General features: G+C 36.9%; 16 protein-coding genes. 9 read left to right on the forward strand and 7 right to left on the reverse strand.

Translation table 11 applies throughout. The features are described from left to right. The first annotated feature begins 90 nt into the window (after positions 1–90). The 6 genes from FS486_RS08070 to FS486_RS08095 all read left to right on the forward strand — a co-directional run bounded on the left by FS486_RS08070 (position 91) and on the right by FS486_RS08095 (position 5,567). Positions 91–927 (forward strand): TetR/AcrR family transcriptional regulator, encoded by an 837-nt coding sequence (locus FS486_RS08070; protein ID WP_144510823.1) that lies wholly within the window; start codon positions 91–93, stop codon positions 925–927. A 172-nt stretch (positions 928–1,099) separates the two neighbouring features. Continuing rightward, positions 1,100–1,435, forward strand: coding sequence for an ArsR/SmtB family transcription factor (locus FS486_RS08075; RefSeq protein WP_144510824.1), 336 nt, complete (start codon positions 1,100–1,102; stop codon positions 1,433–1,435). 35 nt (positions 1,436–1,470) lie between these two features. Continuing rightward, the gene (locus FS486_RS08080) at positions 1,471–2,406 is read left to right on the forward strand and encodes a cation diffusion facilitator family transporter (protein WP_144510825.1); all 936 of its coding nucleotides are present in this window, start codon (positions 1,471–1,473) and stop codon (positions 2,404–2,406) included. A gap of 122 nt (positions 2,407–2,528) precedes the next feature. Further along, positions 2,529–2,852, forward strand: a complete 324-nt coding sequence (locus FS486_RS08085) for a metal-sensing transcriptional repressor (protein WP_144510826.1) — start codon at positions 2,529–2,531, stop codon at positions 2,850–2,852. 20 nt (positions 2,853–2,872) lie between these two features. Continuing rightward, on the forward strand, positions 2,873–3,079 hold the full coding sequence (gene copZ, locus FS486_RS08090; RefSeq protein ID WP_144510827.1) for a copper chaperone CopZ: 207 nt from the start codon (positions 2,873–2,875) through the stop codon (positions 3,077–3,079). A gap of 76 nt (positions 3,080–3,155) precedes the next feature. Next, positions 3,156–5,567 carry a heavy metal translocating P-type ATPase gene (locus FS486_RS08095; RefSeq protein WP_144510828.1) on the forward strand — a complete coding sequence of 804 codons (2,412 nt, stop codon included), beginning with the start codon at positions 3,156–3,158 and terminating at the stop codon, positions 5,565–5,567. A 61-nt stretch (positions 5,568–5,628) separates the two neighbouring features. Here FS486_RS08095 and FS486_RS08100 read toward each other — a convergent pair whose 3' ends face one another. Together FS486_RS08100 and FS486_RS08105 are read right to left on the reverse strand one after the other, a co-directional pair. Further along, positions 5,629–7,236 carry a thiamine pyrophosphate-binding protein gene (locus tag FS486_RS08100; protein ID WP_144510829.1) on the reverse strand — a complete coding sequence of 536 codons (1,608 nt, stop codon included), beginning with the start codon at positions 7,234–7,236 and terminating at the stop codon, positions 5,629–5,631. 141 nt (positions 7,237–7,377) lie between these two features. Continuing rightward, entirely contained in the window at positions 7,378–8,010 is a 633-nt protein-coding gene (locus FS486_RS08105; protein WP_144510830.1) for an FMN-dependent NADH-azoreductase, read from the reverse strand. A gap of 185 nt (positions 8,011–8,195) precedes the next feature. Here FS486_RS08105 and FS486_RS08110 point away from each other — a divergent pair, with 185 nt between their 5' ends. Then, entirely contained in the window at positions 8,196–8,900 is a 705-nt protein-coding gene (locus FS486_RS08110; protein WP_144510831.1) for a response regulator transcription factor, read from the forward strand. Between the two features lie 6 nt (positions 8,901–8,906). Further along, positions 8,907–10,343, forward strand: coding sequence for a sensor histidine kinase (locus FS486_RS08115; protein ID WP_144510832.1), 1,437 nt, complete (start codon positions 8,907–8,909; stop codon positions 10,341–10,343). A 38-nt stretch (positions 10,344–10,381) separates the two neighbouring features. On the opposite strand, the gene FS486_RS08120 is transcribed toward FS486_RS08115, so the two are convergent. Genes FS486_RS08120 through FS486_RS08130 form a run of 3 tightly spaced genes read right to left on the reverse strand, consistent with a single transcriptional unit; the run spans position 10,382 to position 13,414 of the window. After that, complete coding sequence (locus tag FS486_RS08120; RefSeq protein ID WP_144510833.1) at positions 10,382–10,741, reverse strand: YxeA family protein; 360 nt, start codon at positions 10,739–10,741, stop codon at positions 10,382–10,384. A 5-nt stretch (positions 10,742–10,746) separates the two neighbouring features. Further along, the gene (locus FS486_RS08125) at positions 10,747–12,660 is read right to left on the reverse strand and encodes an ABC transporter permease (protein ID WP_144510834.1); all 1,914 of its coding nucleotides are present in this window, start codon (positions 12,658–12,660) and stop codon (positions 10,747–10,749) included. After that, entirely contained in the window at positions 12,647–13,414 is a 768-nt protein-coding gene (locus FS486_RS08130) for an ABC transporter ATP-binding protein (protein ID WP_144510835.1), read from the reverse strand. Before FS486_RS08130 ends, FS486_RS08125 begins: the two co-directional genes overlap by 14 nt. A gap of 225 nt (positions 13,415–13,639) precedes the next feature. On the opposite strand from FS486_RS08130, the gene FS486_RS08135 reads away from it, so the two are divergent. After that, positions 13,640–14,884 carry an aminopeptidase gene (locus FS486_RS08135; protein ID WP_144510836.1) on the forward strand — a complete coding sequence of 415 codons (1,245 nt, stop codon included), beginning with the start codon at positions 13,640–13,642 and terminating at the stop codon, positions 14,882–14,884. Positions 14,885–14,955: 71 nt separating this feature from the next. Here FS486_RS08135 and FS486_RS08140 read toward each other — a convergent pair whose 3' ends face one another. Then, positions 14,956–16,128 (reverse strand): sensor histidine kinase, encoded by a 1,173-nt coding sequence (locus FS486_RS08140; RefSeq protein ID WP_144510837.1) that lies wholly within the window; start codon positions 16,126–16,128, stop codon positions 14,956–14,958. Further along, positions 16,118–16,813, reverse strand: a complete 696-nt coding sequence (locus FS486_RS08145; RefSeq protein WP_144510838.1) for a response regulator transcription factor — start codon at positions 16,811–16,813, stop codon at positions 16,118–16,120. Before FS486_RS08145 ends, FS486_RS08140 begins: the two co-directional genes overlap by 11 nt. Between the last annotated feature and the right edge of the window lie 43 nt (positions 16,814–16,856).

Genomic DNA, 16,856 nt, shown 5'->3' on the forward strand with positions numbered 1-16,856 from the left:
CTACCCCAAATTGACTTATAAAACTCAATTATTTATACTAATGACTAATTAGTCATTTGTCAACGAATGTACTTAGGAGAGATGAATAAAATGATTAAAAAACAACTAATTATGGAAAGTGCTTTAGAACTCTTTGCCAAGCAGGGTTTTAAAGATACTTCTGTTCAACAAATAACAGAGCATTGTGGTATTTCTAAAGGGGCATTTTACTTATCATTTAAGTCAAAAGATGAACTGATCTTAGCTATAATTGACCATTTTATGACGCAATTCACATCTGATATTGACTACGAGGTCAAAACGACTGAAAATGAGCAGGATCTTTTGTACAAGTTTTACTACACGACGTTTCATTCGTTCCATCAACATTCGGACTTCGCCAAGATTCTTATGAAAGAGCAAATGCACTCATTTAATGAAGAATTCATTATAAAAATGCGTTATTATGATAAATCAATGGAAAAAGTTATATTATCAATGGTTGAACGATTGTATGGAGAAGAGATTAAGCATATAAAATATGATTTAATCTATTGTATTAAGGGGTTTATGAAAACTTATTCAGAGTTATTTTTATTCTATAATTTGCCGTTAGATTTAGACTTGCTAGCAAAATCACTTGTCGAAAAAACAAATTTACTGGCAAAGTATATTACCGTCCCTTTTATAACACATGAGCTTGTAGAAATGTTCAAACAGCCCGAGAGCGAAGTAGAAACGAAGGAACAGATTCTTAATATTATGGATCAAAAGTTAGAAGAAATGAACGAGTCCATTGAGAAAGATTCGTTAATCTTGTTAAAGCAAGAGTTAATCCAACCAACTCTGAGTCCGGCGATAATAAAGGGCTTATTAGAAAACATACGGAATCATGCACATTGTAAATGGATCTCTTATTTACTACGTAGTTATTTTAACGTTTCATAAAAATATTCAAGGTACCTATACAAGCATTGAGGGAGGAACAGTGACTATATCACTGTCCTCTCTTTATATTTTGCCTGTTAAGTTGACATTTGACATAGTTACGCATACATTATGTATATATGAACATATGGTCATATTGTGATTAATACCATCATCGGAGGTGTATAGAAAGATGAAAGAGGATATAAGTAAAGAAACTACAAAAAATAAGAACAATGCATATTTAGACGAAGAAACACTATTTGTTGTATCGCAAACTTTTAAAGCGCTTAGTGATCCTACAAGAATACGTATTCTAAACTTATTATGTTCAGCAGAGCATTCAGTCAATGATATTGCCGAAACATTAAATTTAGGTCAATCGACTGTATCCCATCAATTGCGCTTTTTAAAAAATTTACGTCTGGTCAAGTTTAGAAGAGAAGGAACTACCTTATATTATTCAACAGATGACGATCACATTATGAATTTACTAACACAAGCAATTGAACATGCAACACATACCTAGGACACTTTATTTAATAAAAAAGAAGGAGGGTTTATATGGGGCACGATCATACACATGGAGCGAACAAAAAAGTATTACTCATTTCATTTATCATCATTACAAGTTATATGGTTGTGGAAGCTGTTGGAGGCTTTTTAACAAATAGTCTGGCGCTTTTATCGGATGCAGGACATATGCTCAGTGACTCAATTTCGTTATTGATTGCACTCATTGCTTTTATGTTGGGTGAAAAAGCTGCAAGTCCTAGCAAGACATTTGGTTATAAACGATTTGAGATTTTAGCAGCTGTATTGAATGGAGTCACTTTAATTTTAATTGCTCTTTTCATTTTTTATGAAGCCATTAAACGTTTCGCTCATCCACCAGAAGTTGCAACTACCGGAATGCTTGTTATTAGTGCGATTGGTTTAGCGGTCAACATTCTCGTTGCTTGGATTATGATGCGCGGTGGTGATACCGAAGATAACTTAAATATGCGTGGTGCGTTCTTACATGTGCTAAGTGATATGCTAGGTTCTGTCGGAGCAATTGTGGCCGCACTTCTAATCATGTTTTTGGGTTGGGGCTGGGCCGATCCATTAGCAAGTGTAATTGTTGCGATAATCGTATTAAGGAGCGGTTATCATGTTACGAAGGTAGCCATACACGTACTCATGGAAGGAACCCCCGAAAATATAGATATAACTGATGTGACCCAAACGATTGAAAAAGTAGAAGGTGTTCAAAGTATTCACGATTTACACATTTGGACGATTACTAGTGGACTTAATGCGCTTTCCTGCCATGCAGTGGTCGACGATCAACTTACAATTGCTCAAAGTGAAAGTATATTACACAAGATAGAGCATGAACTTGAACACAAAGGAATCATGCACGTTACTATTCAAATGGAGACAATGGCACATCAACACGACAATTCCATCCTTTGTCAAATTAAGAGTGAATCTTCCCATGAACATCATCACCATTAACAAGTATAATTTTAGGAAAGTTGTAAAAGGTATAGCTAACTTTTTAAAAATAATCAAACTAATTACTTTACATACCCTAATGGGGTATAGTATATTAAAAGCATGATAGGAGGCTAAAGCTAATGGAGCATATAGAAGAAGTTGCTTGTCATACAGAAGAGACATGTAGAAAGAGTCATCATCCTGAACATGTAAAGAAGGATTTAACAACCCGGTTAAATCGTGTAGAGGGGCAAATTCGCGGCATCAAAGGCATGATTGAGAAAGATGTATATTGTGATGATATTATTACACAACTATCCGCAACACAATCTGCTTTAAATAGTGTAGCTAAGATTCTGTTAGAAGGTCATTTAAAAGGCTGTGTCGTTGATCGACTAGCAGAAGGTGACGAAGCCGTGTTAGACGAATTGGTCATCACTATACAAAAACTTATGAAAAAATAAACTCGAAGGAGAGAGAAAATATGCAAAATATTACATTAAACGTACAAGGAATGTCATGTGGACATTGTGTTAAAGCAATCGAAGGCAGCGTCGGTCAATTAAATGGTGTGGAGCAAGTAAAAGTGGACCTAGCAGATGCTAAAGTAGAAGTAGCTTTTGATGAAGCACAAATATCATTAGATCAAATTAAAGAAACGATTGACGACCAAGGCTACGACGTAAAATAACAGAAGAGTGCTTTTTCAGCACTCTTTTATTTTCAAAATAATATACCCCCAAGTGGTATACGAGAGGTGAAAAAGAATGAGTAAAGAAATAAAAGAGACTAATCTTCAAATTACAGGTATGACATGTGCGGCATGTGCGACTCGTATTGAAAAAGGCTTAAATAAAATGGATGGTGTCGAAATGGCAAACGTTAACCTGGCACTTGAAAAGTCCTCCATCAAATACGACCCGTCTAAGCTTAAAGAAGAAGATTTTGAAAAGAAGATTGAAGACCTTGGTTACGGAGTCGTGAAACAAAAAGCGGAATTCGATATTACAGGCATGACATGTGCAGCTTGTGCAACACGTATAGAAAAAGGTTTAAACAAAATGGACGGAATTGCGAACGCAAACGTCAACTTAGCATTAGAAAAGGCAACAATTGAGTTTAATCCATCAGCTATCGCGATTGCTGATATTATTGCAAAAGTAGAGAAACTCGGTTACGGTGCACATCAAAAACAAGAAGATATAAAGCAAGTGGATCATCGCGAAAAAGCAATCAAAGATCAGCAACGCAAATTCATTATTTCAGCGATTTTATCATTACCATTATTATGGACGATGGTTGGTCATTTCTCTTTTACTTCATTCTTATACGTACCAGACTTTCTAATGAATCCATGGGTGCAATTAGTATTAGCGACACCAGTTCAATTCTTTATCGGAAAACAATTCTATGTAGGTGCATATAAAGCCCTTCGTAATGGTAGCGCGAATATGGACGTACTCGTTGTTATGGGAACTTCAGCAGCTTATTTCTATAGCGTGTATCAGGCGATCATCACGATGGGTTCACATCATGACGCACATCTATACTTTGAAACAAGTGCAGTGCTGATCACATTAATTCTTTTAGGTAAACTATTTGAAGCAAAAGCAAAAGGTCGTTCTTCTGAGGCCATAAAAAAACTAATGGGACTTCAAGCAAAAACAGCACTCGTTGTACGTGAAGGTATAGAAAGAGAATTGCCATTAGAAGAAGTTGTAATTGGGGACACAATTATAGTGAAACCTGGTGAAAAAATTCCAGTGGATGGAAAAGTATTGGAAGGAACGACAGCTGTTGACGAATCCATGTTAACAGGGGAAAGCTTACCAGTGGATAAACAGACTGGTGATGTATTATATGGTTCTACGATTAATAAAAATGGTTTCATCAAAATGACGGCAACAAAAGTTGGGCGTGACACAGCATTAGCGCAAATTATTAAAGTTGTTGAAGATGCCCAAGGTACAAAAGCACCGATTCAACGTTTGGCAGATCAAATTTCGGGTATTTTCGTTCCAATCGTAGTAGGCATTGCAATCCTCACATTCCTCGTTTGGTTTTTGTGGATACAACCAGGCGATTTTACAAAAGCACTTGAGGTATTAATTACAATACTTGTTATTGCTTGTCCATGTGCGTTAGGTCTAGCAACGCCAACTTCCATCATGGCTGGTTCAGGGCGCGCAGCAGAATTTGGGATTCTATTTAAAGGCGGAGAGCATTTAGAGCAGACGCAAGGTATTGACACGGTAGTAGTTGATAAAACAGGCACAGTAACACATGGTAAACCTGTTTTAACGGATGTTGTATTAACGAGTGACCAAGATGAAGAGAAATTTCTGTCACTAATTGGCGCAGCAGAAAAACAATCCGAACATCCATTAGCAGAAGCAATCGTTCAAGGGATTACTGACCGCGGAATAGAACTCGGGAATGTCCAGTTCTTCGAAGCCATTCCCGGATACGGAATTCAAGCAACTGTGTCTGGACAAAGTGTAGTCTTCGGTACACGTAAGCTAATGGCGCAATATGGAATTGAAATCACGGATGTATTACCGACAATGGAAACATTAGAAAGTGACGGTAAAACAGTGATGTTAGCTGCGATTAACGGACAATATGTAGGAATGGTTGCCGTTGCCGATACGATTAAAGACACTTCACGAGAAGCAGTACGGCGCTTACAGGAGATGGGAATTACAGTTATTATGATGACTGGTGATAACCAACGTACGGCACAAACAATTGGTAAACAAGTGGGCGTTGATACTGTAATTGCAGAAGTTCTACCTGAAGGTAAAGCGGAAGAAGTGAAAAAACTACAAGCACAAGGCAAAAAGGTCGCAATGGTCGGTGATGGCATTAATGATGCTCCCGCATTAGCAACAGCTACTATCGGTATGGCTATTGGAACAGGTACAGATGTTGCTATGGAAGCTGCGGATGTTACACTTATTCGCGGGGACCTAAATAGCATTGCAGATGCCATTCTAATGAGTCGCAAAACAATGCGTAATATTAAACAAAACTTATTTTGGGCATTTGCATATAATACGATGGGCATTCCAATCGCAGCAATGGGATTACTTGCTCCTTGGTTAGCAGGTGCAGCAATGGCCTTCAGTTCAGTATCTGTTGTATTGAATGCGCTTCGATTACAACGCGTGAAATTGTAAATAGTCAAATAGAGCTGGTTCAAGGATTTCTCTGGAACCAGCTCTATTTTTTTGTTTCTGTCTACTCTGTTTCTGGAAAGAAAGCTTGGGCTGTTGGAATATCCACTAAAGTTGGACCAGCAATATGAATAGCTTCTTGAAGTATAGATTCCAAATCTTTATCTGAATCTGGTCGTAAACCTTTCCAACCACATGCTTTAGCGACTTGGACAAAATCTGGATTAGTCAATTGTGTTCCTAATTCTTTATCTCCAGATGCTTTAATTTTATCGCTTTCCATCTGTAGCGCTCCATTATTAAAGACTAGAACCGTAATATCAAGATTATAGCGGGTTGCAGTTAAAAGGTCAGCAAGTGTCATCTGTATTCCTCCATCTCCAACGATGGCGATGACTTGTTTTTCAGGTTTCTCTAGTTTGGCCGCGATGGCTGCGGGAAGACCAAAGCCCATCGAACGCCAATATCCTGAAAACAGGACAGTTTGCCTACTTTGACGGAAATTGCGGTTCATCCAAACCGTTATATCCCCAGTATCTAATGTTAGAATCGCATCTTCTGCGACAGTATGTTCAATTGCTCGAACAATACGAGACGGATGGATAGGAGAACCTGTTATTTGTCCTTCCTCCTCATTTTGTGCCGCCCATTTCTCTTTTGCCTTTTCTATGTGAGTTTTCCAAGAAGAATTCTTTTGGTTTCCTTTTAAACTTGAAAGCAAAAGCGGAACGATTTGCTCTGCTTGGCCATTTATACCAAGTTCCGTTGGTATGCCTTTATGAGCGGTTGCAAAGTTATTATCAATTTGAACAATCCTTGCATTTTTTGGCACGTACCCTTCTGGCCACCAAGTAACACCTACTAGAAGGACGACATCAGCTTCTTTAAAGACCTCCGCTGCATGAGGATTTCCTCCTTCTCCAATCCCTTGTAGAAGGAAAGGGGTAGATTCATCAAAAAGTCCTTTACCACCCAAGCTAGTGAGAATACCCGCCCCCCATATTTCAGCAAGTTCTTCAATAGCAGAAGCTGCCTTTTTTGCTCCTGCTCCAGCTAGGATCATTGGCTTATTAGCCGACTGCATCACAGCCGCGACTCCCGCTATATCTTCCATTTGAAAAGAGGATGTGCCTTCTATTACTGTCGGCAACGAACGTGCTTGCATATTGGTTTTTATCTGAAACAAATCTTTTGGTATAGACAAATGAGTGACCGCACGTTGCTGGAGGGATATTTGAGCTGCTTTTTGAAGTAGGTCTACGATGGCATCTTCACTAGCTAAATTTGCTGTAAAAGATGCGAAGGGCTTAAACAATTCTTGTTGGTCGATATATTGTTGATAATCTGTACCGATTTTGTTTCGTGGTGCTTGACCAGTTATTACTAGCACGGGTGCTTTATCCGAATAGGCATCACCTAGTCCGTTTAGTAGATTAGTTGCTCCCGGCCCCATAGTAGCAGTGCATACTGCAAGTTTCCCTGTTAGCTTTGCTTCAGCAGAAGCCATGAATGCCGCCACAGACTCATGCTTCACGGGAACAAATTGTATCTTCTCTTGTTTAGCCAATGCATCTATCAAGCCAATGATTGCGTCACCGACAACTCCATAAATTCGCTTAACACCTAACAGCGATAATTGATCCAAAATCGTCTCAGCGACCGTTTTACTCATAAATTAATCTCTCCTTTAGCTATCCATTTATTCGATAGTTTTCCCTAAATAGAATGTGCTAAACATACTGTCTTTTATATAACAAAAAGGTGTTCATAAGTCATTAGAGAGACTTAGTGAACACCTTTTTCAATATGAAACTTATACTAATTGTTTTGAAAGCTTAGCAGCTGCTTCTTTAACTTTTTCTAGACCTGCTGCAATAATCGCTACGGCTTGGTCAGGCATTGCATTATGCCCTTCAATGATTACTTCTTCCATGATTTCCATACCGAATACGCCGCCTACTACATTTTTAATATAGTTAGCTGACATCTCCATTGGTGCAGTTTCCGGAGTTGAATAAATGCCACCGCGTGCATTTAAAATAATTGCCTTTTTATCAGTCATTAAGCTTACTAATTGACCTGCTTCGTTATATTTGAATGTGAAACCTGCTTGGTACACATAGTCGATGAACGTTTGTAATGGTGCCGGAATAGTTAAGTTCCATAATGGGAATGCAAACACTACAACATCAGCTGCAGTTAAAGCATCCATCGCTTTTTGTTTAGCCGCCAAAAGACGAGACTCTAAGTCTGTTAGTTCCTCACCATTTTGTACTTTTCCAAAGGCGTTGAAAAGATCTTGTCCAAAATACGGCATATCTTCAGCAAATACGTCAAAAGTCGTTACATTTGCTCCTTCAATAGCTTCCATAAATGTTTCATACATCTTGCTAGAGATTGCTTCCGTCGCTGGACGGTTGTTTGCTTTTACTACTAATATATTCACTTGTAATTCCTCCAAAGTTTAAATTGTAACAAATGATATATTAACAGAGACTCCAATCCTTTGTAAACTATTTCGAACTCAAGACAATTATTATTATTGTGCTTGGTAATCTTCCTTTTCTTTTTGCTTAAAAATTAACCCATACTCTATACTAAGGATAAAAACTATTATTTTGAGGTGAAAAAATGACTAATGAGCAGTGGATTTTAATCATTGACGATGAGGAAGATTTGGCACGTCTCCTAGAGAAAGTTTTACATAAAGAAAATATTATTAATGTAGTAACGGCGGGGACTGTAGCAGATGGTTGGAAAAAATTTCAGCACTATAATCCGGCACTTGTATTGTTGGATATTATGTTACCAGACGGAGAGGGCTATGACTTATGTAAGCAAATTCGTGAAGTTTCCAATGTACCGATTTTATTTTTGTCTGCAAAGAATGAGGAGATTGACAAAATTTTAGGACTAGCGATTGGTGGAGACGATTATATTACGAAACCTTTTAGTCCCAAGGAAGTAGCCTATCGAGTGAAAGCACAGTTGAGACGGGCAGGTTTTTCAGAGGCAAAAGAGGCTCCAGAAAGTTTACAAGTTGGACCTTTTGAGCTTAGTCCCAATGAAACAGAATTGAAGAAGGATGGAAAAACGATTGAACTCACAGCGAAAGAAATCGGGCTTATGAGCTGTTTTATGCACCATCCAAATCAGATTCTAAGCAAAGAGACTTTGTTTGAACATGTCTGGGGTGATGACTTTTTCGGTTCAGATAATACAGTGATGGTACATATACGCCGATTACGAGAAAAAATTGAGGCAGAGCCTTCTAACCCTACGTTTATATTAACTGTTAAAGGACTTGGGTATAAACTAATGCATACCAAGGGGTGAAGGAATGTGAAATGGAAATTGACACGACGCTTTTTAGGATCCGTTGTTACGATTGTCGTGATTGTCGGGATTATGAATACAATGATACTATTCTCCTTACTCTTCTATCGATCAATAAATAATTTCGAAACAGAAGAAGGATCTGCGGAAAACTTTAGTCGAACTTTTTCACAATATATAGAACTACAAAATGACAAACCTGTGATTAAAGAATCTGGGTTAGAAAAACTGAGAGAAATGAATGCCTGGATACAATTATTGAATAATAAGGGGGATCAAGTAGCAGCTTTTTATACGCCTGAAAACCTCCAGAAAGAGTATTCTCCAATTGAACTTGTTCAAACGTATAAATATCAAGAAGTGGCCGGCACGACTGTCTTTGTTGGAGAGGCACATAAATTTAGTTATTTAATAGGAGTAAAAAATAAGCAAATAGAACGTTATGTATTCACTTTTGATTATGAAAAAATGTTAAAAAATATTAATATCTTGCTTTTACTAATTTTAATCGTCGATATTATCATCGCCTTAATAGTTGGATTTATTTTTGGAAAAAGATTAACTGGTCCCCTTCACATATTAATAGATGGAATCCAACAGTTACGTGAAAGACGTTTTAAAAAGATGACTATACCAAATGGTGTGTATGAAGATGTATTTCGCAATATGAATGAACTTTCGATAAAGCTGGATCAATATGAGAAAGAACGAAATCAACTTGACCAAATGCGTGAGGAATGGATTAGCAATGTTTCGCATGATATGAAAACCCCACTTGCCTCTATTCACGGATATGCAGAATTGATGCAGGATAATGCCAACGATTTAACACAACAAGAATTGAAGGAGTATACATCTATTATCAATAGACAGTCGAAGTATATGAGTAATCTATTAGATGATTTAAATTTAACAATGCGTTTGCGCAATCAAAAATTACCACTACATTTAGAAACTGTGAATATGGTTGCATTCATACGTGAAATAACGATTGAACTTTTAAATGATCCACAATTTAGTGATCGAGATATTGAATTTGTTGCTATTGTGGACAAAGCGGTGCATAAAGTGGATAAAAGATTATGGAAACGAGCAATTGTTAACTTTATCTACAATGCACTTGTGCATAACGATGAACAAGTCGTTGTAAAAATTCAAATTGATCTTGTTTATCCACAATGTGGACAACAACAAAAGTCAAGCGACATATCCACAATTTCCGCATACCATACACAAATTACAATTACCGATAATGGACGAGGCATACCTTCGAAAGATTTAGATCAAGTTTTCGAACGTTACTATCGAGGTACAAATACTACTAGTATACATGGGACAGGCTTAGGAATGGCCATTGCTCGGGACATCATCTTAGCCCACAGTGGAAAAATACACTTGAATAGCATTGAAAATGAAGGAACAACTATCTCAATACTACTATAAAAAAGGCTGTACTCCATTTATTGGAGACAGCCCTTCTTCTATTTTAATTGTTCTTGTGCTTTTTGTGGTATATCTTCTAGTTTCACTTCATCATATGACGATACTTGATCGTCCTTTTTTACGTACATTTTTAAGTAAGCACCTTTACGAAGATTTTTTTGTGCAGTGAATTCAAGCGGAATCGTTTTACCATCCGCATTTGTAGCGTCTAGTTGATAAGAATAGGTAGTCATAACTGAACCATCATCCAGTTTGTCCTCGTGTGGTACTCCATCCTCCGTAATTTGCAAATAATAATTATCAGCGTTCATGCGGTTAAAGTCTAGTTTTGTAATTGCAAAAATCCCTACTACCCCTAATGCAAACAATACACCTATTACTATTAAAAATTTCTTCATTTCTATCATCCTTCTGTTTTATTATTTTGTGTGATAATTCGATTGTAAGAAGCCACTGTTAAGATATAATACAGTCCGTAGATCACTGTATAAGCAATCATCCAGATCAATACAGGTCTGACTAAGTCCATCATTAGTAAACTAGAGAAAGCTTTTAAAGCGATCGCACTATGCAATAGTCCTACTGCTAGTGGTACAAAGAAGATGACAAAAACTTGAGATCCAATGGACTTGCGTATTTCCTTTGGACTAACCCCCATTTTATGAAGCATATTGTATTGGGACTTATCCTCTTCTGCTTCTGTTAAAACTTTAAAGTAAATGATGCTGCCAGTTGCCGCTAAAAACACTAGGCCAAGGAAACTCCCGATAAACAGCAAAGAGCCTACACTTTCGATACCTGTTTGCAAGTCTTGTGGAGCGCTTGAAAATTGCGCTTCTTCCGGTAAATAGTTTGCAACTTTCTCGGATAATTCTGTAGAAGCTTTATCTACACCAATGACCCGGTAATTTAATACCTCTCCTTCTTCTTTTAGCACTTTATAATAGTCATTTGAAACGACTACTGTAATGCCTGCCGTACCAGTATTTAATATGTTTTGAGTTTGAAAGCTTTGGAATGTGAGTATAGTATTTTCCTCAGTTGAGATAGTTTTACCCTTATATTTAGGAGAAAACCTTTCATCGTATCCAATATCTAAAATCACAGCATTTGCTTTGTTAACATCTATTTTTTCCTTTGTTTGAATTGATGCTAATCGGTTATATGTTTTTTCGTTGATAATCGTATAAATTCTTTTATCAGAGTTATTGAATGATGAGTTTAATTGTTCCGTATGAAAGGTGACAGACAATGCTTCGATATTTTCATCGTACTTTACATCCGGCAACACACTGCTGACTTTTCGATCGAGTTTTGCATCTGTTTGCTCATACATAAAAGTATTCGGATTAGCGGTTAAGACCTGATCGTTTATGTTGTAATAAAGACCATACACTGCTCCTCCTGCCGTTACAGTAGTGGCACTTAATATTGCAATAACGGTCAATGTACGTGCATTCCCTCGTATACGATATAATAATTGGGAAATTGTCATTAAATGTAGACCTTTCCACAGCCATTTTTCATTTCTCTTCATCATAGCTAAAATAAAACCAGTAACACTATGGAACAATAAAAAAGTACCTACAATAACGGTTGTTAAAATAAGCAATGCTACTATTAAAAATCCCATTGCCATCCACACTTTTGAAGTAAAAATATCTTGAAGCGCCAACCAATAACCAATCGAAACTAGTAACACTCCCAAAATAGCTACCATCATAGAAGGCTTTGGAATCACTTCCCCTTTTTTTGAAGCATGGAATAAATCAATTAGTTTAAACTGATAAATTAAGCGATATCCTTGGAATGATGTCACTAAGAAGATTGCCAAAAATACAATTGCAGTATTTAAGGCTGCCGAACTTGAAAATGTAAATGGTGCGATAACATCATAGCCCATCAAATGGATTAAAATAGTCATAAATCCTTTGGAACAAAGAAATCCAAGAATAACTCCAACTACTAGTGAAAACAAACCTAATAATAAATTTTCAAAGAAGAGCATGAAGCCAATTTGGCGGTTACGTACACCTAGCAAAGCATATAACGCAACTTCTTTTTTTCGTTTCTTCATAAAGAATGAGTTTGAATAAGCAATAAACACGGCAACAAAGAGTAGGAGAATGACGGCAGCACCACTCATTAGAGAATCTAACTTTTGAGAGGAAGCCGTTTTTTGGGCAATCGTATCGCTATATTTTAATGTCACAAATGTAAAATAAATAACGATACTAAAAACCATCGATGCGATGTATAAAAAGTATTGAGAAAAGTTTCGTGCTATGTTTTTTCTCGCTAGACTAAATAACGTCATCTACCTCACCCCCAATTGTTGCAAGGACTTCCAAAATCTCTTGAAAGAACGCTTTACGCGTCTTGTCACGTCGATAAATTTCTGTAGAAAGTGTTCCATCCTTGATAAAAATAATACGACGACAAAAACTCGCTGCATATGCATCATGCGTCACCATCAGGATGGTTGAATTATTGTTTTCATTTAGATTACTTAAGCTTTCCAGTAAATCTGTCGCTGACTTAGAGTCAAGTGCACCCGTCGGCTCGTCTGCCAGAATCATCACAGGTTCTGTCACAAGTGCTCTAGCCGCCGCTGTTCTTTGCTTTTGACCTCCCGATAATTGGTATGGATATTTTGCTAGTAAATCTCCTATACCAAATACGCTAGCAATTCGAGTCACCAAGTTATTAATTTGTTTAGCTGGAGTTTTCGCTATCGCTAGTGGCAATAGTATATTTTCCTTCACTGTGAGGGAATCCAACAAATTATAGTCTTGGAAGATGAAGCCGAGATTCTCACGTCTAAAATCCGCTAATGCGTCTTCTTTCATATCGTGGATACTCGTATTGTTCATATATATTTTCCCTTCTGTAGGAGAGTCAATTGTTGCTAACAAGTTAAGCAAAGTGGACTTCCCTGCCCCAGAAGGTCCCATAATTCCTACAAACTCTCCTTCCTGAATATCGAATGATATATTTTCTAATGCCGTGTATGCTGCATTGGATTTGCCATATGTTTTTTTTATATTTTCTACTTTTAATAATGGTTCCATTTGTTTCACCTCTTCAATTTTTGTCGATATGTATACTATAAATGCTCATCCTTACAACAGTTTTATGCCAACCTTACAGCAAGCTTAAATCGAAAAAATAGACTTCCTGACCATTTCAACAAAGAAAAGACAAAAAAGTTATCAGATATTTTTTAATGTTTATATAAAGATGTTTCAGTTTAAGCATGGTAAAATAGTTAATGAAGAAAAAATATTGGAGGTCAAATGATGTTAGCTAATTTTGAGAGTAATTTACATAAGTATGCAAAGTTGTTAGTTGCAAAAGGAATTAATGTTCAACCTGGTGATTGGGTAAAAATGACTATTACCGTCGACCAAGCTCCATTAGCCCAACTAATCACGAAAGAGGCTTATAATCTAGGTGCTGAAAAGGTCATTATTAAATGGTCCGACGATGAAATTAGCAAACTACATTATTTACATCAGCCTGTAGAAGTATTGACAGACATTCCAGACTACGAAATTCAAGAATCCGAAGATCATGTTTTAAATCATCGAGTAAGTCGTCTTTCTATCGTTTCAAGTGATCCAGGTCTATTAAATGAAGTTGATCCTGCTAAAATCGCAGCATATCAAAATGTGGCTGGTAAAGCATTCCAAGCACAACGCAAAGCAACTCAAAATGATGACTTGAAATGGACTGTGGCTGCTGCCGCTGGAGCTAGCTGGGCTGCGAAAGTATTTCCTGATTTAGCAACATCTGAGGAGCAAGTCGATGCATTATGGGACCAAATTTTCAAATCTAGTCGTGTTTATACAGAAGATCCAATTGCCGCTTGGGATGAACACAAAAAAATATTGAATGAAAAGGCAGCAGTATTGAATGAAGCACAGTTTGATGCTTTACACTACACTGCACCTGGGACTGATTTAACTTTAGGTTTACCAAAGAACCATATTTGGGCTTGTGCTGAAAGTTATAATCCTAAAGGGGAAGAATTTATTGCCAACATGCCTACAGAAGAAATCTTCACTGCTCCTGATACGCACCGTATGGAAGGAGTCGTACGAAGCACAAAACCGTTAAGCTATGCTGGGACTCTAATTGAAGGTATTGAAGTACACTTTAAGGATGGTAAAATCGTGGACATTTCTGCTGAAAAAGGGGATGAAACCATTAAAAAGTTGGTTCATGACAATGAAGGTGCAACTGGCCTAGGTGAAGTAGCGCTTGTTCCGGATCCATCTCCTATCTCTCAATCAGGTGTTACTTTCTTTAATACACTATTTGATGAGAATGCATCCAATCACTTAGCAATCGGTTCCGCTTACCCTACTACGATTCAAGGTGGGACAAAAATGAGTCAAGAAGAATTATTAAAGAATGGGATGAACACTTCCATTGTTCATGTTGACTTTATGATTGGTTCTGACAAGATGGACATTGATGGCATCAAACAAGACGGCACCATAGTTCCAATCTTCCGTAATGGAGACTGGGCATTTTAAAGCTCTTTATAATCGTAAAAGCCCAAGGGATAAAGCTTCATTTTTTGAAGCTATCTTCCTTGGGCTTTTTTCTAAACACTGTCGATATGAATAAAGCGCTTAAGATAAACGGAAAAAACTGTTTTTTCCTCATCGCTCATCACCTGAATTTTACCCTCATGTATTTCAACAATGCTTTTAGCGATTGCAAGTCCCAATCCTGAGCTTTCAGTATGCAGACCGCGTGATTTGTCGACTTGATAAAATCTTTCGAATATATGTTGTAAGTCTATAGCAGATATCTGGTTTCCATAACTTGTTACTTCTACTACAATGTTATTATTTTTTAAAAAAGCAGAGATATCAATTTGTTTTTTCCTTATTCCATATTTTAAAGCGTTTGACATTAGGTTCTCAAACACACGAATAAGAAGATTACCATCTGCTTCCGTAATAAGTTGTTCAGAACTATACGTCTCATTACAAATATACTGCTTCTGTTCTAGCTCAATACGATAATGTTCCACGAGCTGTCCAAGCATTTCCTTTATGTTTAAAGGTTCCTTTATTACTTTGAGCTGATGATTTTGTACTCTCGTATACTCAAACAAATCCTGAATTAGCCGATGCAATAAGGTAGATTTCTCATAGGCAATGTCAATGTAATGCCTTAGTTCTACTTCATCTCTATATTTGTCTTCCGTTATAAGTGACAAGTAACCAAGGATGGAAGTTAAGGGAGTGCGAAGGTCATGGGAGACATTCGTAATGAGTTCGTTTTTTGTCCTCTGAGCCTTCCTTTCTTCCTCTATCAGAGTATCCATTTTACTGAAAATCATATTTATACTTTCTGTTAACTGCAACAAATTCCTATCTTGATAAACAGGTTCGAACACCGTACTCGGAATACTTACATATTTTTTTATATCAGTAATTAGCTGGTTGAGAGATTTTAGAAATAGTCTACTTTTTTCATGTCGGTAAAACAAGAAAAAGTAAAACATGAATACGATAAAAAAACTTACCTGTTTAAGAAATACAGACCAAGGGGAATATAGGATATTATAGACTCTCCTCTTACCAAATAAATTTACAAATTCAGTAACCATTCCACTACCAACTACCGAGGAATTAATATATCCTACCACAGCATTTTTAATTAAAAACAAAGAAACTACTGACAAAATTGCGGACAGAATTATTCCAGTAATCAGACGCCACTTTGGGAAGAGTCTAATCTCTATTAATAACGATTTAATAGTCAATTTTATAACCAACTCCCCAAACGGTCACAATCAGTTTTTCTCCATTTAATGCACGATCAAGTTTTGCTCTTAAATTACTTATATGAACCATAACAGTTTTGCTTGAATAGATCTCCTGCTCATTCCAAACCAATTGAAATATATCTTCTGAACTAAATACCCTGCCTGGTTTATTACATAGCAGGCACAATATATCAAATTCAATTGCAGTCAGTTTCAGCGGATTACTACCAATATACACAGTATGATTTTGTTTGTTTATTTCTAATGGACCACAACTTAAGATTTCTTTAGAGGATTCTATATTTCTTTGTAAATACCCTGATCTTCTTAACAATGCTTTCACTCGAGCTATAAGTTCCAATGGATTAAAGGGTTTAACCAAGTAATCATCCGCACCTGTTGTAAGACCATATATTTTGTCCATATCCTCCGCTTTTGCACTTAACATTAAAATCGGAATCGTGGGATTATCTTGTCGAATTTCACGACAAACTAGAATACCGTCTTTTTTTGGCATCATTACATCTAAAATGATTAAATCGGTCTTATGCCTTGCCAGCATTTTCATGCCTTCTTCCCCTTCATGGGCTACGTGAACCTTGTAATGTTCCGCCTCTAAGTAAATCCGCAATAAATTCGTAATATCTTTATCGTCATCTATTATTAAAATAGCCGCTCTCACAAGACATCACCACCTACTTTTTCTAAATTCTTCTTATATTATA

The organism is Bacillus sp. FJAT-22090, from assembly GCF_007676755.1.
Lineage (GTDB): Bacteria > Bacillota > Bacilli > Bacillales_A > Planococcaceae > Psychrobacillus.